The following is a 20876-nucleotide window of genomic DNA, read 5'->3' as shown; positions in this document are numbered from 1 at the left end:
CCGGGGAACCGCCGGGGAAATCGGGGGCCGGCCCGGCCCGGAAATCACCCGAACACCAGAACAGGGCCCGAACCCCAGTTCTGGAAAATGAATTCCCCAGCGAATTCGAAAAAGCGTGCAGTTGACCCGGGGCGTCATTTCCGGATGGGATATGAATTTCCATTCCGAAGGGCTCCCGCCGCCATGCCTGTGCTCACACGGTTCGTCCTGCCGCACGCCGTTCCCCGTGTGACCACCGGCCGCCCGGCGGCCGACGAGGACGTGGTGTTCGGGCTGCTGCGCGCCCGCTGGCACGGCCGCGCGCTGGAGCTCACCGGCTTCGCCCGCCCCCAGGGTCTGGACACCAGCCGCCCCGGCTCCGCCTGGACCTGGCTGACCCTGCGCCACGAGGACCCGGCCGAATCGCCGCTGCACCTGCGCTCCAGACCCCGCAGGATGCCCGAGATCACCGACGACAGCGCCCAGCCCGAGCACAACCACGACTGGTCCGGCTTCACCGCGCTGCTGCGGCCCGGCCGGCTGCGCCGCGAGGGCCGGTGGCTGCTCGGCGACTGGCGGATCGAGACCACCCTCTTCACCCGCCCCCGCGCCACCCGGGTGCGCCGCCAGTACGGCGCCCTCGCCCCGCACTGGTGCGGCTCCGGCGAGTACCCGCCGACCCGCTGGGTGGACCACGACGTCCACCTCCAGCCGTACTTCGAGGACGGCCTGCTGCGGCTGCGGCTGGAACGCCCGGCCGTCCGGATCACCCGGGCCGCCCGCACCTCCGCCGGCCTCGACCTGACCGGCGTCGCCGACGGCTGCCCGGCCGGCACCGTGCTGCGGCTGCGCCACCGGCAGAGCGACGCGGTGATCGAGCGGCCGCTCACCCGCGGCGGCGACACCTTCACCGCCCACCTGCCGTACCGGCCGTTCACCGCCGACGGGCGCGGCAGCGGCGGACTGGAGCACTGGGACGCCGCGCTGCGGCGCCCCGACGGCGGCACCGAGCGGCTCTGCCTCGACGAGCGCGGCGGCCCGGTGGCCGGCCAGCACCCGCTGCCCGGCGCCCCGGGCCGGGTGCTCTACCTCAAACACCTCGCCGACGGCCGCCTCCAGGTGTGCGTCCAGCCCGCGGCCGGCCTGGTCGACCGGATCGCGGTACGGGCCGACGGCTTCGAGCTCGCCGGCCACTGCCCCGACCCGACCGCGGACCGGCTGGAGCTGGTGCTGCGGCACTGCGGCACCGCGAGCGAGGTCCGCACGCCGGTCCGGACCGGCCCGGACGGCCGCTTCCTGGCCCGGGTGCCCGCCACCCGCACCGGCTCGGACGGCACCGCGCTGCCGCTGCGCAAAGGCATCTGGGAGGCCGTGCTGGAACCGGCCGACGGCCCCGGCGCGGTCCGCCCGCTGCTCGCCGCCCCCGCCGCGCTGCCCGCCGTCCCCGCCACCGCCACGGCCGGCGGCAAGCGGATCCTGCTGCAGCGCCGCTGGCACGACACCCTGCTGGTGGACTCCACCCCCGTGCTGGACGCCGCCGAGCGCAGCGCCTGGACGCAGAGCCGCCAGCGCGCCGAGCGCTACCCGGCCGCCCGCCGCGAGCCGCTGCGCGAGGCGGTGCTGTACGACGTCTTCGGCGGCCGCGGCTACGCCGACTCCCCGCGCGCGGTGCACACCGAACTCGTCCGCCGTGGAACGCCGTTGGAGCACCTGTGGGTGGTCGACGACGCCCAGGCCGAGCTGCCGGCCGGGGTCGCCCCGGTACGGATCTGGAGCCCGGAGTGGTACCGGGCGCTCGCCACCTGCCGGTACCTGGTCGGCAACACGCACTTCCCGGACTTCCTGGAGCGCCGCCCCGGCCAGGTCGTCGTGCAGACCTGGCACGGCTCGCTGCTGAAGCGGATCGCCCACGACGTCGAGAACCCCTGGCTGGCCGACCACGGCTACCTGGAGGCCCTCGACCGGGAGACCCCGCAGTGGAGCCTGCTACTCTCCCCCAGCCCGTTCGCCACTCCGATCCTGCGGCGCGCCTTCCGCTACCGGGGCGAGGTGCTGGAGTCCGGCTACCCGCGCAACGACGTGCTCGCCCGCCCGGACGCGCGGGCCGCCGCGGCCGTCCGCCGCCGGCTCGGCGTCCCCGACGGCAAGCGGATCGTGCTGTACGCGCCGACCTGGCGCGAGGACCGGCGGCGCGCGGACGGCGACGGCTTCCGGCTCGACCTGCGACTGGACCTCGACCACGCCCGGCGGCTGCTCGGCCGGGACCACGTGCTGCTGGTCCGCCCGCACGCGCACGTGCGCGAGCCCCTGCCGGGCACGGGCGACGGCTTCCGGTACGACTGCGGCGACTACCCCGACCCGCAGGAACTGCTGCTGGTCGCGGACGTGTTGGTGACCGACTACTCGTCGATCATGTTCGACTTCGCGATCACCGGCCGCCCGATGTACTTCTTCACCTACGACCTGGAGCACTACCGCGACACCCTGCGCGGCTTCTACTTCGACTTCGAGCCGAACGCCCCGGGCCCGCTGGTGCCGACCTCCGCCGGACTGCTCGGCGCGCTGCGCGAACTCGCCGACGGCGGCGCGGCGTTGCCGCCCGGCTACGCCGAGCGCTACCGGCGCTTCCGGGCCGTGCACTGCGCGCTGGACGACGGCGGCGCGGCCTGCCGGGTGGTCGACCGGATGCTCGGGCCGGGGCGGGAGGCGGGGGCCTGAGCGCCGAGGACGGGCCCCGGCTCCGGCTCAGGAGCAGAACTCCGGCTCAGGAGAAGGCGTAGGTCCGCCAGGGCCGCCAGACCTCGTCCGCGTCGAACCGGGAGAGGCCGAAGCCCGGCACCGGGAAGGCGGCCCGGAAGCCGCGCGCCTGCTCGTACGCCTGGTCCAACACGTCCTCCGACAGACCGTGGGCGACCGTCACGTGCGGGTGGTAGGGGAAGGCCAGCTCGCGGGCCAGCGGGCCGGAGCGGACGTCCGCCTCCAGCAGCCGGCACTCGTGCGCGCCCTCCTCGACCCGGACGTACACCACCGGGGAGACCGGGCGGAAGGTCCCGCTGCCGAGCAGCCGCATCCGGAACGGCCGGTGCGCGGCCGCGACCGCCGCCAGGTGCTCCTCGATCTTCGGCAGCGCCTCGGCCGGCACCTCGGTCGGCGGCAGCAGGGTGACGTGCGTCGGTATCGACCGGGCCAGCGGATCGCCGAGCCCGGCCCGGGCGTCCTGGATCGCCGCGCCGTGCGGATCCGGGACGCTCACGGACACGCCGATGGTGACGACCTCCGGGAGGTCGCCACCACCGGGCAGGTGTGTGAGGGGAGTCACCGCTTGGCGGCCGGGAGGAAGCCGATCCGGTCGTACACCGTCTCCAGCGTCACCGACGCCACCTCGCGGGCCTTCGCGGCGCCGATCGCCAGCACCCGGTCCAGCTCGGCCGGGTCGTCCAGGAAGGTGCGGGTGCGCTCCTGGAAGGGGGTGACCCACTCGGTGAACAGCTCGGCCAGCTCGGTCTTCAGGGCGCCGTACATCTTGCCCTCGAAGTGCGCGACCAGCTGGTCGACGGACTGGCCGCTGAGCGCGGAGTGGACGCGCAGCAGGTTGGAGACGCCCGCCTTCTCCTCCTCGTCGTAGGACACCACGGTGCCGGTGTCGGTGACGGCGCTCTTGAACTTCTTGGCGCTGGCCTTCGGGTCGTCCAGCAGGCTCACCAGGCCCTTGGCCGAGGAGGCCGACTTGCTCATCTTGACGGCCGGGTCCTGGAGGTCCTGGATCTTCGCCGTCTCCTTGAGGATGTACGGCTTCGGCACCGTGAAGGTCGGGCTGTAGCGGGTGTTGAAGCGCTCGGCGAGGTCGCGGGTGATCTCCACGTGCTGGCGCTGGTCCTCGCCGACCGGGACGGCGTCCGCCTGGTAGAGCAGGATGTCCGCGATCTGGAGGATCGGGTAGGTGAACAGGCCGACCGTGGTGCTGTCGGAGCCGTAGCGGGAGGACTTGTCCTTGAACTGGGTCATCCGGGAGGCCTCGCCGAAGCCGGTGAGGCAGTTCATCACCCAGGCGAGCTGGGCGTGTTCGGGCACGTGCGACTGGACGAAGAGCGTGCAGTGCTCCGGGTCCAGGCCGGCGCCGAGCAGCTGGGCGGCGGAGACCCGGGTGTTCTCGCGCAGCGTCGCCGGGTCCTGCGGCACGGTGATCGCGTGCAGGTCGACGACCATGTAGAAGGCGTCGTTCTCCTTCTGCAGGTCGACCCACTGGCGTACCGCGCCCAGGTAGTTGCCGAGGTGGAACGAGCCGGAGGTGGGCTGGATGCCGGAGAGCACCCGGGGACGGTCCTTGACCGGACCGGTGACCGCTGCGTTGACCATGCGGGCCATTGTTCCAGTTCCATCGGTCGCTCAGGAAACATCCGCCCCCGGAGGTCCGGCGAGTGTGACGGCACTCACCCTCACCCGCGCGATCCGCCGGCCCTCGACCTTGGCCACCGTCAGCAGCACCTCGCCGCCGCCCTCCAGCTGGACCCGCGCCTGGTCGCCGTCCCGCGGGAGCCGGCCGAGCGAGGCGACCAGGCAGCCGGCCACCGTCTCGTACGGCCCCTCGGGCAGGGTGACCCCGGTCTCCTCGGCGAAGTCGCCGAGGTTGAGCAAGCCGTCCAGTTCCATGCCGCCGCCGGCCAGCCGGCGGGTGGGGGCGGCCTCCGGGCGGTCGTACTCGTCCCGGATCTCGCCGATCACCTCCTCGACCAGGTCCTCCAGCGTGACGATCCCGGCGGTGCCGCCGTACTCGTCCACCACGATGGCCAGGTGGTGGCCCTCGCGGCGCATCTCGCCCATCGCCTCCAGCACCCGCTTGGTGCCGGGCAGCAGCTTGACCGGGCGGGCCAGGTCGCGGACCTTGGCGGCCTGTTCGCCGCGCGCGCCGTACAGGTCCCGGACGTGGACGAAGCCGACCACCGCGTCGGCGCTGCCCTCGACCACCGGGTAGCGCGAGTGCGGCGAGGTGTCGGCCTGGTGCCGTACGGCGGCCAGCGGGCGCTCGGCGTCCAGGAAGGTCACCTCGGTGCGCGGGACCATCACCTCGCGCAGCTGGCGCTCCCCGGCGGCGAACACGTCCGCGATCAACGCCCTTTCGTCGCTGCCGAGTTCGGTGTTGGCGGCGACCAGGCCGCGCAGTTCCTCGGAACTCATCGAGCCGCGCCCGGCGGTCGGGTCGCCGCCGAGCAGCCGGACCATCAGGTTGGTGGAGTGGCCGAGCAGCCAGATCACCGGGCGCAGCACGACCGACATCACGTCCACCACGGGGGCGGCGGTCACCGCGATGGACTCGGCGCGTTGCAGACCGATCCGCTTGGGGGTCAGCTCACCGAGCACCAGCGAGACGTAGCTGATCACCAGGGTGAGGCTCACCAGGGCGATCGCGTCGGCCACGCCCTCGGCCAGGCCCGCCCGGACGAACAGCGGGGCGACCTTGCCGGCCAGGGTGTCCGCGCCGAAGGCGGCGGACAGGAAGCCCATGCAGGTCACCCCGACCTGGACGGCGGCCAGGAAGCGGTTGGGGTCGGCGGCCAGGTGCGCGGCCCGGGCCGAGCGCCGGGTGCCGTGCGCCTCCAGCGTCCGGATCTGGCCCTCGCGCAGCGAGATCAGCGAGATCTCGGCGACGTTGAACAGCCCGCCCAGCAGGATGAAGACGAGGACGAGCGCGGCGTCCCCGAGGGTTTCGTTCACAGCGGGCCAGTGTAGGGCGGCCGGTGCGGACCGGGGCCGGACACGGCGGCGGCCCGCCGCTTCCGTGGGGGAAGCGGCGGGCCGCCGGTGGAGCCGTGCGGGGCGGGCTCAGATGAGGCCCAGCTCCTGGACCGCGTCGCGCTCCTCGGTCAGCTCCTTGACCGAGGCGTCGATGCGGGCGCGCGAGAAGTCGGAGATCTCCAGGCCCTGGACGATCTCGAACTTGCCGTCCTTGGTGGTGACCGGGAAGGAGGAGATCAGGCCGGCCGGGACGCCGTAGGAGCCGTCGGAGACGACGCCCATGGAGGTCCAGTCGCCCTCGGCGGTGCCGTTGACCCAGGTGTGGACGTGGTCGATGGCGGCGTTGGCGGCCGAGGCGGCCGAGGAGGCGCCGCGGGCGTCGATGATGGCGGCGCCGCGCTTGGCGACGGTCGGGATGAAGTCGTTCTCCAGCCAGGCCAGGTCGCTGCCGACCGCCTCGAAGGCCGGCTTGCCGGCGATCTCGGCCTGGAAGACGTCCGGGTACTGGGTCGCGGAGTGGTTGCCCCAGATGGTGACGCGCTTGATGTCGGAGACCAGGGCGCCGGTCTTGGCGGACAGCTGGCCGACGGCGCGGTTGTGGTCCAGGCGGGTCATCGCGGTGAAGCGCTCGGCCGGGACGTCCGGGGCGTTGCGCTGGGCGATCAGGGCGTTGGTGTTGGCCGGGTTGCCGACGACCAGGACCTTGATGTCGTCCGCGGCGTGGGCGTTGATCGCCTTGCCCTGCGGGCCGAAGATGCCGCCGTTGGCCTGCAGCAGGTCGCCGCGCTCCATGCCGGCGGTGCGCGGACGGGCGCCGACCAGCAGCGCGACGTTGGCGCCGTCGAAGGCCTCGTTCGGCTGGTCGGTGATGGTGATGTCGCGAAGCAGCGGGAAGGCGCAGTCGACGAGCTCCATGGCGGTACCCTCGGCGGCCTTGAGGCCCTGCGGGATCTCCAGGAGGCGCAGGTTCACCGGCACGTCGGCACCGAGCAGGTGGCCCGAGGCGATGCGGAAGAGCAGCGCGTAGCCGATCTGGCCGGCCGCTCCGGTGATGGTGACGTTGACGGGGGTGCGAGTCATTTCTACCTTCTCCAGCAAATCGCCAGGTGCCCCAGGCACACCGGCGCACTGGAGCCGAGGATGGTCTCTCGACGTCGAGAGACCGGCGTCAGGTTATCGCAAAGGGAAGCGTACGCCGCGTGCGCGGGCCTGGCTGATGCGTCACAGGAACGGCGCGGCCCCCGCCCCGCGCCCGGATTCCGGGGGCGGGGCGGGGGCCGTTCGGCCGACGCGCGGGCCGGTCAGTGCTTGGGCCGGCCCATCAGCTGCCCGATGTTGTCGAGCAGCGGGATCTGCAGCCACGGGTTCGGCTGCGCGACCAGGGTCAGCAGCACGATCGAGGCGCCCAGGAAGGTCAGCACGATCACGTCGGTGAAACGGCTGCGCACCGCCAGCATCCCGACCTCGGGCAGCACCAGGCGCAGCACCGCGCCGAGCAGCACGCCGCCGCCGAGGATCAGCAGCCCGTACTTGAAGCCGTCCTTGAAGTCGGCGAGCCAGGTGACCGCGAGGCCGGCGCCGACCACCAGGAGGACCAGCGTTATCGGCCACTGCCGGACCGGCAGGGCGTGCTCGCGCCCGAGGGCCGCGGCCGAGCCCTCGGGCGGCAGGGTGCCGGTGGTCTTGAGCGGCCTGCGCGGGGTCCCCGCCGGTCGCGGTTCAGTCATGCTCGCCGTCCTGGGGTATCAGATGCCGGCGCGGCGCTCGGCCGCCTCGACGATGTTGTTGAGCAGCATCGCGCGGGTCATCGGGCCCACGCCGCCGGGGTTCGGGGAGATCCAGCCGGCCACCTCGGCCACGCCCGGGTGGACGTCGCCGACGATCTTGCCCTCGCTGCGGCTGACGCCCACGTCCAGCACCGCCGCGCCGGGCTTGACGTCCTCCGGCTTGACCAGGTGCGGCACGCCGGCGGCGGCGACGATGATGTCGGCCTTGCGCAGGTGGGCGCTCAGGTCCCGGGTGCCGGTGTGGCAGAGGGTGACCGTGGCGTTCTCGCTGCGGCGGGTCAGCAGCAGGCCGATCGAGCGGCCGACGGTGATGCCGCGGCCGACCACGACCACCTCGGCGCCGTCGAGCTCGACGCCGTGGCGGCGCAGCAGCTCGACGATGCCCAGCGGGGTGCAGGGCAGCGGGCCGTCGATGCCCAGGGCGAGCCGGCCGAGCGAGGTCGGGTGCAGGCCGTCGGCGTCCTTGTCCGGGTCCATCAGCTCCAGGACCGGGTTCTGGTCCAGGCCCTTGGGCAGCGGCAGCTGGACGATGTAGCCGGTGCAGGTCGGGTCGGCGTTGAGCTCGCGGACGACGTTCTCGACGTCCTCCTGGCTCGCCGTCGCGGGCAGCTCGCGCTGGATCGAGGCGATGCCGACCTCGGCGCAGTCCTTGTGCTTCCCGTTCACGTACCAGCGGCTGCCCGGGTCGTCGCCGACCAGGACGGTGCCGAGGCCGGGCGTGACGCCCTTCGCCTTGAGGGCCGCCACGCGGGCGGCGAGTTCGGACTTGATCGCGGCGGCGGTGGCCTTGCCATCGAGAATCTGGGCAGTCATGACCCCATTCTCCCGGATCCCGGCCGGTCGCCGTACCACGGCCGGCCACGTCCTCCGGCGGGGCCCGTCGAGGACCCGCGGCGGATGCGCCGGGGACCCGGCGGGGGTGCGGTGAGGGCCCGGCGAGAACGTACCGGGGACCCGGCGGGGACGTGCCGCGGGCGCGCGGTCCGCATCCGCGGCGGGCGCCGTCCGGCGACCGGCCGGGTACGGAACGTCGGTACCGCATTGCGGTTGCGCCACAGTCTTGACCGGGTGCCGGAACCGGCTGGACAGGGCGCCGTCGTCCGGATGACGATATGCCCGCATCCCCTGTCGCGACCAAGCCCGGTGACGGGCCGACGGGTACCGCGGCAGGGCGTATCCGGGGGAAAGAGCCAGTGATCCGAGCACAGCAGACCGAGCAGCCCGACCGCCGCAGCGTCGCTGTCGCCGCGCCGCGCCCGTCCCGCCCCGCGCTCGCCCGTTCACCACGCTGCTGAGCCGGCCCCGCCCGTCACCGCCGCCGGGCGCCGAGCTGTCACTGCGCCCCGGTACCGTCCCGTGCTGTCGACGACCCGCCTCGCGACCGCAACCGGGGCCTCCGCCGTCCCGTCCCCGCGTCCCCGTAACTTCCCGGAGGCATCCATGAGTTACCCGCCCGACCCGAACAACCCGTACGGCCAGCCGCCGGCCGCGCCGGGCTACGGCTACCCGCAGCAGGCGCCGCCGGCCGCGCCGGGCTACGGCTACCCGCAGCAGGCCGCACCGGGCTACGGCTACCCGCAGGCGGCCCCGGGCTACGGCTACCCGCCGATGGCCGCGCCGCAGTCCATGCCGGGCCTGGTGGTCACCGCCCGGGTCCTGCTGTTCGTCGTGGGCGGTGTGCAGGTCCTCCTCACCGCGTTCCTGCTGATCGTGGCCGCGGGCGCCAGGACCGTCGCCAACCAGCACAGCACCAGCAGCGACACCGCGATCTTCGGCAACGCGGCGGCGGGCGTCCTGCTGATCCTCGGGATCGTCTACCTGCTCGCCTCGGTGCTCTCGATCACGCTCGGGGTGAAGTTCGGCAAGGGCGGCCCGGCCACCCGGATCACCACCATCGTCTACGGCTCGGTGGCCCTGCTGCTCGGCGTGTTCGTGCTGATCGGCGCGATCACCGGGAGCACCCAGGCCCAGGCCCAGACCGCGGGCTCCGGGTTCGGCGTGGTGATCGGCGTGCTGTGGATCGCGATCTGCATCATCTGGATCGTCGCCATGAGCACCCGGGACGGCGTCAACTGGTTCAACCGGCCGCGCTACTGACCGGCCCGCACGACGCGACGGAGCGGCCCGGCACCCTCGGCGGAGGGGGCCGGGCCGCTCTGTCATGCCGTCACACCGCCGGTGGACCCGGCAGTGCGCTCGGCGCGGTCAGTGCGCTCAGTGCGCTCAGTGGAAGAAGTGCCGCGCGCCGGTGAAGTACATGGTCACGCCGGCCTCGGCGGCCGCCGCGATGACCTCCTCGTCCCGGATCGAGCCGCCGGGCTGGACGATGGCCTTGACGCCGGCCGCGATCAGGATCGCCGGACCGTCCGCGAACGGGAAGAAGGCGTCCGAGGCCGCGTACGCGCCCCGGGCCCGCTCGCCGGCCCGCTCGACCGCGAGCTTGCAGGAGTCGACCCGGTTGACCTGGCCCATGCCGACGCCGACCGAGGCACCGCCCTGGGCCAGCAGGATCGCGTTGGACTTGACGGCCCGGCAGGCCCGCCAGGCGAAGGCCAGCTCGGCCAGCTCGTCGGCGGAGAGCGCCGCACCGGTGGCGAGCGTCCAGTTCGCCGGGTCGTCGCCCTCGGCGTGCACCCGGTCGGCGTCCTGGAGCAGCACGCCGCCGGAGATCGGGCGCACCTCCTGGCGGTTGGCCGGGGCCCCGGGGGCGAGCAGCACCCGCAGGTTCTTCTTGCGGGTCAGCACCTCCAGGGCGCCGTCCTCGTAACCGGGGGCCACCACGACCTCGGTGAAGATCGGGGCGATCTGCTCGGCCAGCTCGACGGTGACCGGGCGGTTGACCGCGATCACGCCGCCGTACGCGGAGACCGGGTCGCACTCGTGCGCCTTGCGGTGCGCCTCGGCGACGTCGGCGCCGGTCGCGATCCCGCACGGGTTGGCGTGCTTGATGATCGCCACGGCCGGCTCGGCGTGGTCGTAGGCGGCGCGGCGGGCGGCGTCGGTGTCGACGTAGTTGTTGTACGACATCTCCTTGCCGTGCAGCTGCTGCGCGCCGGCCAGGCCGCCGGTGCCGTCGCTGTACAGCGCGGCGCCCTGGTGCGGGTTCTCGCCGTAGCGCAGCACGTTCTGCCGCTCCCAGGTCGAGCCCAGGAACTCAGGGAAGCTCTCGTCGCTCGGCGCGTAGCCGGCCTCGAACCAGGAGGCGACGGCCACGTCGTAGGCGGCGGTGTGGGCGAACGCGGCACCGGCCAGGCGCTTGCGGGTGGCCAGGTCGAAGCCGCCGTCCTGAACGGCCTTCAGCACGTCGCCGTAACGGGCCGGGTCGACCACGACGGCCACCGAGGGGTGGTTCTTGGCGGCGGCGCGGACCATGCTCGGACCGCCGATGTCGATCTGCTCGACGCACTCGTCCGGGGTGGCGCCGGAGGCGACGGTGGCCTTGAACGGGTAGAGGTTCACCACGACCAGGTCGAAGGGCTCGACGCCCAGCTCGGCCAGCTGCGCCCGGTGCGACTCCAGCCGCAGGTCGGCCAGCACGCCGGCGTGCACGCGGGGGTGCAGCGTCTTCACGCGCCCGTCCAGGCACTCCGGGAAGCCGGTCAGCTCGGAGACCTCGGTCACCGGGACGCCGGCGGCGGCGATCCGGCCGGCGGTGGAGCCGGTGGAGACGATGGCGACGCCGGCGGCGTGCAGGCCCTGGGCCAGCTCCTCCAGACCGGTCTTGTCGTACACGCTGATCAGCGCACGACGGATCGGACGGATGTCCTCGGAGACAGGGGGGGTGGTGGAGCCGGCGTTCACGCTCCCACCTCGCAGAGCTCGGCGGGCGCTACGCGCCAGGCACCGTTCTCGATGATTCGTTCGCTCCGCTCACTCATGTGCCGGAATCCATACCTTTCGGTCCTCGATGCGGTGACCTTCGCGGGCCAGCCGGCCCACGACGTCGACGAGCAGCTTGCGCTCGACGGTCTTGATGCGCTCGTGCAGCGCGTCGCCGCCATCGGCGTGGTCGGCGTCGACGACCTCGACGACGCCCTGCGCGATGATCGGCCCGGTGTCCACACCGGCGTCGACCAGGTGGACGGTGCAGCCGGTGACCTTCACGCCGTACGCGAGCGCGTCGGTGACGCCGTGGGCGCCGGGGAAGGCGGGCAGCAGTGCGGGGTGGGTGTTGACGATCCGCCCGGCGAAGGCGGCGATGAACTCAGGGCCGAGGATCTTCATGAAACCGGCCGTGACGACCAGGTCCGGCTCGTGCTCGGCGACGGAGGCGGTCAGCGCGCGGTCCCAGGCGGCCCGGTCCGGGAAGTCCTTCACCCGGTGGACGAAGGTCGGCAGGCCCGCCTTCTCGGCGCGCTCCAGGCCGGCGATCCCGTCCCGGTCCGCGCCGACGGCGAGAATCAGGGCGCCGTACGCCGGGTCCGCGACGGCGTCGAGCAGTGCCTGCAGGTTGGTTCCGGAGCCGGAGACCAGCACCACCAGACGGGCCGGTCCGGGCGTGCGGGGCGGGAAGTGCTGGGCGGGGGCGGCGGCCACTGCGCGATTCTCCGTAGGTCGGGCGCCGTGCGCTGGTACGTCCACCGGTGGTGGGGCCACTACGAACGGCAGGTCGAGCGAGGGGGAACACCGGGAGAACCCGCCGCGACGCGGGCACCCGGGAACCGATGTGAGCTGCTGACCGTCACCACGATAACGGCTGGTCGGACGGCCTCCGAACCCTCTCGACGGCGCTACGCGCGTAGTTGAGACGGGGATCTCCTCGGGCCCGCCGCACCGGAGTTGCGACCGGGCCGGAGCGGCCCGGCCCGGCCCGGAGCCCGGGCCGCCGGTGGACCGTCGGACGGCTGCGGGATCATTGGGGGGCGCGGGGGACCGCGCCGACCGCGGGACCGCGACGACCGCCGGACCCACCGGCCGGGCTTCGACGGGCTCCGGCCGGGTCCCGACCGAGCTCCGACCGACAAGGATTGGCTGAACCCATGAGCAGCGGCGACGACACCGACGAGCGCAACCCCTTCGCGCCGCCGCCGGCGGACGCCCCGGACCAGCCCTGGCAGCCGCGCAGCCCCTGGCCCGGCGAGGGCCGGGACGGCACCGGCGACCAGGGCGGCGAGCGCCCGCAGCTCCCGCCGCCGTGGGGCTCCGACCAGGGCGACGGCCGGCCCGGCCGACGGCCGCCGGCCCCGCAGCCGCCCCGGCTCGACCCCGCCGACCCGGCCCACCGCCGGGCCCGCAACGCCGCGCTGGCCGGGCCGTTCGCGCTGGTCTGCCTGTTCACGGGCTTCCACTGGATCGCCCTGCTGATCGGGGTGCTCGGCATCGTCTGGGGCATCGGCGCCCTGCGGAGCCCGAAGGGCGCCCCGGGTGCGGCCGGCGGGCCGGCGAACGCGGTCGGCAGGCCGGCCGGCGGGCCCGCCGGTTCGGGCGGGCCGGCGGGTGCGGGCGGGCCGGCGGGTTCGGGCGGGCCGGCGGGTGCGGTCGGGCCGGTCCCCCGGGGAGCGGCGCCGAACCCGGTCGTCCCGGCCGCCCTCGCCGGGATCCTGACCGGCGCGATGACGGTCCTGGTCGCCACCTCGGTGATCGGCCTCACCTACCACTACCGCGAGTACGTCACCTGCGTCCGGGACTCGCTGACCGCCGTCGGCGCCCAGAACTGCGACCGCTACGCGCCGCAGTGGTACGTGGACTTCACCGGGAACGCCGAGTAGTCCACCGACGGGCCGGCCGCCCGTCAGTCCACCAGGTCCAGGTCCAGGTCCGGATCCCGGTCCGGATCCCGGTCCGGATCCGGCTCCGGGGCCTCGCGGCCGGCCTCGGACAACCGCAGCACGAGGGCGTACGAACCGGCGCGCAGCCACAGCGCACCCCGGCGCGTCTGCCACGCGAGCCGGGCGCACGCGCTCCGACCGGCCTCCGGGGCGATCCCCCGCCGCCCGGTCGCGCCGAGCGCGCGGTGCCGTACCAGCAGGGCACCCGGGAGAGCCACCAGCACGAACCAGCCCGCCGCCGCCAGGCCGACCCGCCACGGCACCGGCCCCAGCCAGGCCATCCGCCCGCCCGCCAGCGCCCCGCCGGACAGCCCGCCGAGCACCGCCGCCCCCGCCCCGACCACCAGCGCCGCCGCCAGCGCGGCCGTCACCGTCGCGGCCGGCGGCCAGGGTTCGGGCCGCCCCTCGCCACCCCCGGTCCCCGCGGCCGGACCCCGCCGACCCGCCGCCGCGCGGCCCAGCAGCACCGCCGGCACCACCCCGGCCAGCAGCGGCAGCACCAGCGCCGCCCACCGCCAGCCGCCCGGACCGTCGGCCGGCAGCAGCGCGAACAGCGGGAACTCCGGCACCGGCCCCAGCGCCGTCCCGACCGGCGACACCACCGTCCCGGACCCCACCGCGAACCCGGGGCCCAGCGCGTACGCCGTGCCCCACAGCACCGCGTTCGGCAGCAGCACCGACGCGAGCAGCAGCAACGCCGGCAGCGCGGCGGGCCCGCGCCCGAGCAGCGCCATCCCACGCCCGCCGCCGGTCATCGCGTCCAGCACCGCCGACACCGCCACCAGCAGCCCGCCCGCCGCGACCAGCCCGGCTCCGGCCGCCAGCACCGCGGCCCGTACCGGCGCCGCGGCGCCGATCGGACGGTACGGCGGCGGGAGGCGGTCCAGCGGGGAGCAGGCGAACGGGCGGTCCGCGGCCCCGGCCGAGCGGACTCCGGCGGCCGTCGCCAGGGCCGCCACCACCGCCACCACCAGCACGTCCAGCAGCACCCGGCTGCGGAACAGCCCGGTGCCCGCGCAGTGCAGCGCCACCGCGACGGCCACCACGCAGTACCCCGCCCACACCGCCACCGGGCCGCCCCAGCGCGACCGCAGCCCGCGCCTCGCCGCCACCGCGGCACCCGCCCGGTGGAGCCGGACCACGGCCAGGGCGCCGAGCAGCAGCGGAGTGACGGTCAGCGGGGCGTCCGCCACCCCGCGCAGCACCGGCGCACCGTGCCCGAGCAGCCACAGCACCCCTGCCAACCGGGTGGCAGCGGTCGCGCCGTCGTCCGCGTTCGACGTCACCACCCACAGCCCCACGACCGGCACGCCCACCGCCGCCAAGCCGACCAGCGCCGTCCGCACCCCCGTCAACAGGTCTGCCAGCGCGGGTCGTCCGCCCCATTCGCCCGGCGCCTCGAGGATCGGACGGCCCATCAGCTGCGTCATGCGCCACATGGTGCCAAGGCGACTCGCCATGCTCCGTGAACCGGCAAACCGCCGCCGTGTCCCAGATTATTGGCTTATGCGCATTTTCAGACCCTGCCCCCAAGCCGCTGGCGCCCCGGCCCGGAGCGTCTGATGACCACGCCGTCCACCGCCGACTCACCGGCCCCCAAGCGCCACCGCGACCCCGCCCGCGCCGACCACGACGCGGCCGGCCTGCTGTGGAAGCTGACCCCGCGTGAGGCCCAGACCCTGGCCCACCTCGCCGCCGGTCCCGACCTCCCCCACACCGCCGCCCTCCTCGGCGTCACCCCCACCACCGCCCGCAGCTACCTCCTGCGCGCCATGCGGAAGCTCGGCGCCACCACGCAGGCCGAGGCCATCGCCCTCGCCGCGGGCTCCCTGCCGCACGTCCCGCCCGCCGGCCCGGCGAACTTCGTCGGCCTGACCCCCTCCTCGCTCGGCCCCGGCCGCACGGGGAGCACGGCCGGGCCCGTGCACGCGGTTCGGGTCGCGGCGGACGGCCCCGGGGGCGGGGGCGGGAGCAGCGGTGGCGGGGGAAGCGGCGGAGGCGGAACCTCACCGGCTCCGACCGGGCAGCCGGCGACGCCGTCCCCGCGAAGCCCGGGCACCGCGCCCCACACCGTCCGTCACCCGGCCTATCGCAGCGCCGATCGCACCGCCGATCGCACCGCCACCGACCGGGCGGAGGACGGCCCCCCCGGGCCGGTGGCGCCGCCGGGCGACAGCCGACGGCCCGCCCCCGCCGCCCGACGCGGCCGGGCGGCGCGGCGCGCCCGACAAGAGCGCGGAGAAGCGGCGCGCACGCCCCCGGGCGAGCGCCCGTCCGCCCGCCCCGAACGGACGCCCCAGCCGGTCCCCGCGCACCGGGGCGAACGCGGCGGCCCGGCACAGCCGCCGTCACCGGCGGCGGCCGTGACCGGGCGCCCGGCCGCGGCCGAAGGACGGGGGCGGCTCGCCACCGCCGACCGCACGCCGGCGGCCCGGCTGCCCCGGGACGGGCACCACGCCCCGGCGCGGACGGACGCCGCCTCATCGGCCACCGCCGGGCCGACCGAACCGGCCAGCCCCATCAGTCCCACGAACACGGCCGACCCCGGCACCCGCCCGCCGAGCCCCCAGGCCCCTTCGGCAGCACAGCGGCAGCAGCCCTCGCCCGCCGACCGGGAACGGCCCGCCTCCGGGGGCGCGGCGAGGCGCGGCGGCGCGGCTCAGGGCACCCCGGCCGCCACCACGGCGAAAGGGCCGCAGCCACCCTCGGACGGCGGGCCCGCGCAGCCGGGGACGCCCACGCCGCCGACATCCACGCCACCGCCGACCCCGGCCCCGGCCCCGGTCGCGGCCGGCGGAGCGGGTGACGGCACGACGAGCGGGGAGCAGCCCCCCGCGGGCACGGAAGGGCAGGGCGAGGTGACGACGCACACGGCTCCGGCCGCCGCACCGGCCGCGGGCGGGCCCGCCCCCGCCCCATCGCCCGCCCCATCGCCCGCCCCCGCCGCGTCGTCCCGGCCCGCCGACCGCCCGGTGCCGAGCTTCGAGGAGCTGTACGAGGCCGCGCACACCCGCCTGGTGCAGCAGGTGTTCCTGCTGACCGCCTGCCGTCACCGCGCGGTGCGCTGCGTGCGGCGGGCGTTCGGGGAGGCCCGCCGGGGGTGGCCGGCGGTGGCCGGGTCGGCGGATCCGGAGGGGTGGGTACGGGTGCGGGCCTGCGAGTTGGCGCTGTCGCCGTGGCACCGGGGCGGGCCGCGGCGGGCGCACGCGTGGGGTCTGCCGCACCGGCGGATCAAGGTGCGGCCGGCGGACGAGTCGCAGGCGGTGCTCCCGGACCACGACCGGCTCACCGACCGGGACCGCGCCCTGCTGAAGGCGCTCAAGCGCCTGTCGCGGCCGCAGCGCAGGGCGCTGGTGCTGCACGACGGGCTGGGACTGCCGGCGGCGGCGATCGCGGTGGAGGTGGAGTCGACCCGGGCGGCCGCCGAGGGCCGGGTGTGGACGGCCCGGGCGGCGCTGGCGCAGTGGGTGCCGGACCTGGTGGGGCCGGACCCGGCGGCACCGGGGTTCGCGGACGGGCTGAGCCTGCTGCTGCACCGGGCGGCGGTGCGCGGGTGCCCGGAGCCGCACCGGTCGCCGGTGCCGGTGCTGCGGGCCCGGCACCGGCTGTGGACGGCGAGCCGGACGGGCGCGGCGGCGCTGCTGACGATGGCGGTGGGCGGGGCGACGCTGGCGACCCTGGCGGGGGTGCGGCCGGCGGTGCTGTTCCGGCCGCCGGAGCCGCCGGAGCCCGCGCTGTGCCTGCCCGCCGCCGCGGCGCAGGAACCGGGCGTGCCGGTGCTGCCGGGCGGGGTGCCGAACGGCATCAGCAGCCTGTGGTGCAGCCCGGCGCCGGGGCTGGAGGCGGTACTGGTGCAGCCGCACGCCCGGGCGGTCGCCCGCTGGGAGCTGCCGGCGGCGGTCCGGGGCGGGGACGCGCCGCCGCCGCAGGGTCCGGTGGCCTGCCCGCGGTGGCTGCCGCGGCCCTGCACGACGGGAGCGAGGACGCGCTGAAACGGCGAGCGCCCCCGCCCGGGTGGGCGGGGGCGCTCGGTGTGCCCTGGGGCGGTGATCAGGCCTGGGCGGCGATGATCTCGCGGGCCAGGCGGGCGGTCTCGGACGGCGTCTTGCCGACCTTGACACCGGCGGCCTCGAGGGCCTCCTTCTTCGCCTGGGCGGTGCCCGAGGAGCCGGAGACGATGGCGCCGGCGTGGCCCATGGTCTTGCCCTCGGGGGCGGTGAAGCCCGCGACGTAGCCGACGACCGGCTTGGTCACGTTCGCCTTGATGAAGTCCGCGGCACGCTCCTCGGCGTCGCCACCGATCTCACCGATCATGACGATGATCTCGGTCTCCGGGTCCTCCTGGAAGGCCTTGAGCGCGTCGATGTGGGTGGTGCCGATGACCGGGTCACCGCCGATGCCCACGGCCGAGGTGAAGCCGATGTCCCGCAGCTCGTACATGAGCTGGTAGGTCAGGGTGCCGGACTTCGAGACCAGACCGATCTTGCCGGAGGTGGTGATGTCGGCCGGGATGATGCCGGCGTTCGACTGTCCGGGGCTGATCAGGCCGGGGCAGTTCGGGCCGATGATGCGGGTCTTGTTGCCCTTGGCACCGGCGTGCGCCCAGAAGGCGGCGGTGTCGTGCACCGGAACGCCCTCGGTGATGACGACGGCCAGGCCGATCTCGGCGTCGACGGCCTCGACGACGGCGTCCTTGGTGAACTTCGGCGGCACGAAGATGACGGTGACGTCGGCACCGGTCTTCTCCATGGCCTCGGCGACGGTGCCGAAGACGGGCACCTCGGTGCCGTCGACGTCGACCGTGGTGCCGGCCTTGCGCGGGTTGACACCGCCGACGATCCGGGTGCCGGAGGCGAGCATGCGGCGGGTGTGCTTCATGCCCTCGGAGCCGGTCATGCCCTGGACGATGACCTTGCTGTCCTTGGTAAGGAAGATAGCCATGGTGTGAAAGTCCCCTTCCTTACTTGTTGGCCAGCTCGGCGGCGCGGTCAGCGGCGCCGTCCATGGTGTCCACACGCTGGACCAGCGGGTGGTTGGCGTCGTCGAGGATCTTGCGACCCAGCTCCGCGTTGTTGCCGTCCAGGCGGACGACCAGCGGCTTGGTGACCTCCTCGCCCTTGCTCGCGAGGAGCTCCAGGGCCTGGACGATGCCGTTGGCGACCGCGTCGCACGCGGTGATGCCGCCGAAGACGTTGACGAAGACCGACTTGACGTCGGGGTCGCCCAGGATGATCTCCAGGCCGTTCGCCATCACCTCGGCGGACGCGCCGCCGCCGATGTCGAGGAAGTTGGCGGGCTTGACGCCGCCGTGCTTCTCACCGGCGTAGGCGACCACGTCGAGGGTGCTCATGACGAGGCCCGCGCCGTTGCCGATGATGCCGACCTGGCCGTCGAGCTTGACGTAGTTCAGGCCCTTGGCCTTGGCGGCGGCCTCCAGCGGGTTGGCCGCGGCCTTGTCCTCCAGGGCCTCGTGCTCGGGCTGGCGGAACTCGGCGTTCTCGTCCAGGGAGACCTTGCCGTCGAGCGCGATGATCTTGCCGTCACCGGACTTGATCAGCGGGTTGACCTCGACGAGGAGGGCGTCCTCCTTGATGAAGACGGTCCACAGCTTCTGCAGGACCTCGGCGACCTGGTCGGCGACCTCGGCCGGGAACTTCGCCGCGGCGACGATCTCGGCGGCCTTCTCCGGGGTGCAGCCCTCGTTGGCGTCGACCGGGATCTTGGCGAGCGCGTCGGGGTTCTGCTCGGCGACGACCTCGATCTCCACGCCGCCCTCGACGCTGGCCATGGCCAGGAAGGTGCGGTTGGTGCGGTCCAGCAGGAACGAGACGTAGTACTCGTCCTTGATGTCCGCGGTCTGGGCCAGCATCACCTTGTGAACGGTGTGGCCCTTGATGTCCATACCGAGGATCGCCTCGGCCTTGGCGACGGCGTCGGCCGGGTCGGCGGCGAGCTTGACGCCACCGGCCTTGCCACGGCCACCGACCTTCACCTGAGCCTTGACGACGGCGCGTCCGCCGAAGCGCTCGGCGATGGCGCGAGCCGCTTCGGGGGTCTCGATGACATCACCGTCAAGCACGGGTACACCGTGCTTGGCGAAGAGGTCCCTCGCCTGGTACTCGAACAGGTCCACGTGTGTTCGTCCTTGTTCGTGGTCGCGGATTGTGTCTCTACGAGCGTGCCACGGCAGGATCTTCGCTGCGGGTCGTCGGGGCGGTGCGGGTACGCAGAGGTACGGCCTTGCGGCCCACACAGCCACGGGCGCACACGTCAATCAACACGCGCGTCACGTCCGTCTGGCAGGTTATCCCCGTGGGACGGGAGTGTTCCGCCCGGGGCCTGTCCGTCTTGGGTGAGAACCGTCACAGACAGCCCGGAGCGTCCGGACGACCGCCCCGTCCACCGATCGGGTGGGTTCGCCCGTCCGGGTGAATCCGTCACACTCCCTGGTCAGGCACCGGGATCGGGCGTTTCTCGATGGCCGCCGCCATGATCCCGGGGAAGGCGTCCGGGGTGCAGGCGAAGGCCGGCGCGCCGAGGGCGGCCAGGGCGGCGGCGTGCGCGTGGTCGTAGGCGGGCGCGCCCTCGTCGGAGAGCGCGAGCAGGGCGATGAACTGGACGCCGGCCGCCTTCATCGCGGCGACGCGCTTGAGCATGCCGTCCCGGACGCCGCCCTCGTACAGGTCGCTGATCAGGACGACGACGGTCTCGGCGGGGCGGGTGATCCTCGACTGGCAGTAGGCGAGCGCGCGGTTGATGTCGGTGCCGCCGCCGAGCCGGGTGGCGAACAGGACGTCCACCGGATCGGTGAGCTGCTCGGTGAGGTCGACCACCGAGGTGTCGAAGACGACCAGCCGGGTGTCCAGGGTGCGCATCGAGGCGAGCACCGCGCCGAAGACCGCCGAGTGCACGACCGAGGGCGCCATCGAACCGGACTGGTCGACGCAGAGGATGACGTCCTTCTTCACGGCGCGCTGCGCGCGGGCGTAGCCGACCAGCCGCTCGGGGACGACGGTGCCGTGCTCGGGCAGGTAGTTCTTCAGGTTCGCCCGGATCGTCCGGTCCCAGTCGATGTCGCGGTGCCGGGGGCGGTCGACCCTGGCGCTGCGGTCGAGGGCGCCGCCCAGGGTGGCCCGGGTGCGGTCGGCGAGTCGGCGCTCCAGGTCGGCGACCACCTTGCCGACCACGGCCCGGGCGGTCTCCCTGGTGGTCTCGGGCAGCGCGTGCTTGAGCGAGAGCAGGGTGCCGACCAGGTGGACGTCCGGTTCGACGGCCTCCAGCATCTCCGGCTCCAGCAGCAGCCGGTCCAGGCCGAGCCGGGTGATCGCGTCCTGCTGCATCAGCTGGACGACGGTGGACGGGAAGTAGCTGCGGATGTCGCCCAGCCAGCGGGCCACCTGCGGGGCCGAGCCGCCGAGCCCGGCGCCGCGGCGGCCGGCGCGGCCCGTCCGGCCGGGCTCCTCGGGGGCGCCGCGGTAGAGCGCGGCGAGGGCGCCGTCCATCGCGGCGTCCCGGCCGCGCAGGGTGCAGCCGGTGCCGTCGGCCTCGCCGCCGAGCACCAGCCGCCAGCGGCGCAGCCGTTCGTCGGTCGTGGGGGCTGCCATCTCGT

Annotated in this window: 16 protein-coding genes; 4 read left to right on the top strand and 12 right to left on the bottom strand. The window is 74.6% G+C overall.

The annotated features are described in order from the left end of the window. Positions 1–183 precede the first annotated feature (183 nt). Positions 184–2697: a CDP-glycerol glycerophosphotransferase family protein gene (locus AB0Q99_RS11030; RefSeq protein ID WP_363570280.1), complete on the top strand. Its 2514-nt coding sequence runs from the start codon at positions 184–186 to the stop codon at positions 2695–2697. 46 nt (positions 2698–2743) lie between these two features. On the opposite strand, the gene AB0Q99_RS11025 is transcribed toward AB0Q99_RS11030, so the two are convergent. The 6 genes from AB0Q99_RS11025 to AB0Q99_RS11000 form a co-directional block, all read right to left on the bottom strand. Beyond that, entirely contained in the window at positions 2744–3232 is a 489-nt protein-coding gene (locus AB0Q99_RS11025) for a 2'-5' RNA ligase family protein (RefSeq protein WP_363570278.1), read from the bottom strand. Positions 3233–3294: 62 nt separating this feature from the next. Next, on the bottom strand, positions 3295–4335 hold the full coding sequence (gene trpS, locus AB0Q99_RS11020) for a tryptophan--tRNA ligase (protein ID WP_363570276.1): 1041 nt from the start codon (positions 4333–4335) through the stop codon (positions 3295–3297). A 30-nt stretch (positions 4336–4365) separates the two neighbouring features. Then, complete coding sequence (locus tag AB0Q99_RS11015; protein WP_363570275.1) at positions 4366–5691, bottom strand: hemolysin family protein; 1326 nt, start codon at positions 5689–5691, stop codon at positions 4366–4368. 108 nt (positions 5692–5799) lie between these two features. Then, entirely contained in the window at positions 5800–6792 is a 993-nt protein-coding gene (locus AB0Q99_RS11010) for a malate dehydrogenase (RefSeq protein ID WP_363570273.1), read from the bottom strand. 221 nt (positions 6793–7013) lie between these two features. Beyond that, positions 7014–7439, bottom strand: a complete 426-nt coding sequence (locus AB0Q99_RS11005) for a DUF3017 domain-containing protein (protein WP_363570271.1) — start codon at positions 7437–7439, stop codon at positions 7014–7016. A gap of 18 nt (positions 7440–7457) precedes the next feature. Further along, a complete protein-coding gene (locus tag AB0Q99_RS11000; protein ID WP_363570270.1) occupies positions 7458–8312 on the bottom strand; it encodes a bifunctional methylenetetrahydrofolate dehydrogenase/methenyltetrahydrofolate cyclohydrolase in 855 nt (284 codons plus the stop codon). A 627-nt stretch (positions 8313–8939) separates the two neighbouring features. Between AB0Q99_RS11000 and AB0Q99_RS10995 the strand changes: the two genes are divergently transcribed. Beyond that, positions 8940–9596 (top strand): hypothetical protein, encoded by a 657-nt coding sequence (locus AB0Q99_RS10995; protein WP_363570268.1) that lies wholly within the window; start codon positions 8940–8942, stop codon positions 9594–9596. 126 nt (positions 9597–9722) lie between these two features. On the opposite strand, the gene purH is transcribed toward AB0Q99_RS10995, so the two are convergent. Both purH and purN read right to left on the bottom strand, forming a co-directional pair. Then, a complete protein-coding gene (purH, locus tag AB0Q99_RS10990) occupies positions 9723–11300 on the bottom strand; it encodes a bifunctional phosphoribosylaminoimidazolecarboxamide formyltransferase/IMP cyclohydrolase (protein WP_363570266.1) in 1578 nt (525 codons plus the stop codon). A gap of 69 nt (positions 11301–11369) precedes the next feature. Further along, a complete protein-coding gene (purN, locus tag AB0Q99_RS10985) occupies positions 11370–12035 on the bottom strand; it encodes a phosphoribosylglycinamide formyltransferase (protein ID WP_363570264.1) in 666 nt (221 codons plus the stop codon). A 443-nt stretch (positions 12036–12478) separates the two neighbouring features. Between purN and AB0Q99_RS10980 the strand changes: the two genes are divergently transcribed. Beyond that, the gene (locus tag AB0Q99_RS10980) at positions 12479–13207 is read left to right on the top strand and encodes a hypothetical protein (RefSeq protein WP_363570262.1); all 729 of its coding nucleotides are present in this window, start codon (positions 12479–12481) and stop codon (positions 13205–13207) included. A 23-nt stretch (positions 13208–13230) separates the two neighbouring features. Here AB0Q99_RS10980 and AB0Q99_RS10975 read toward each other — a convergent pair whose 3' ends face one another. Next, complete coding sequence (locus tag AB0Q99_RS10975; RefSeq protein WP_363570260.1) at positions 13231–14697, bottom strand: DUF6350 family protein; 1467 nt, start codon at positions 14695–14697, stop codon at positions 13231–13233. A 132-nt stretch (positions 14698–14829) separates the two neighbouring features. On the opposite strand from AB0Q99_RS10975, the gene AB0Q99_RS10970 reads away from it, so the two are divergent. Beyond that, a complete protein-coding gene (locus AB0Q99_RS10970) occupies positions 14830–17259 on the top strand; it encodes a LuxR C-terminal-related transcriptional regulator (protein WP_363570258.1) in 2430 nt (809 codons plus the stop codon). A gap of 58 nt (positions 17260–17317) precedes the next feature. On the opposite strand, the gene sucD is transcribed toward AB0Q99_RS10970, so the two are convergent. The 3 genes from sucD to AB0Q99_RS10955 form a co-directional block, all read right to left on the bottom strand. Next, positions 17318–18208 (bottom strand): succinate--CoA ligase subunit alpha, encoded by an 891-nt coding sequence (sucD, locus tag AB0Q99_RS10965; RefSeq protein ID WP_363570256.1) that lies wholly within the window; start codon positions 18206–18208, stop codon positions 17318–17320. A 19-nt stretch (positions 18209–18227) separates the two neighbouring features. Then, on the bottom strand, positions 18228–19400 hold the full coding sequence (sucC, locus tag AB0Q99_RS10960; RefSeq protein ID WP_363570254.1) for an ADP-forming succinate--CoA ligase subunit beta: 1173 nt from the start codon (positions 19398–19400) through the stop codon (positions 18228–18230). Between the two features lie 304 nt (positions 19401–19704). Next, the gene (locus AB0Q99_RS10955) at positions 19705–20871 is read right to left on the bottom strand and encodes a VWA domain-containing protein (RefSeq protein ID WP_363570252.1); all 1167 of its coding nucleotides are present in this window, start codon (positions 20869–20871) and stop codon (positions 19705–19707) included. Positions 20872–20876: the final 5 nt, after the last annotated feature.

Origin of the sequence: Kitasatospora sp. NPDC086791, from assembly GCF_040685975.1 — a bacterium.
In the GTDB taxonomy this organism is placed as follows: domain Bacteria; phylum Actinomycetota; class Actinomycetes; order Streptomycetales; family Streptomycetaceae; genus Kitasatospora.
Note: the sequence above shows the minus strand (reverse complement) of the source record. Positions and strands in the feature narration are given on the sequence as shown.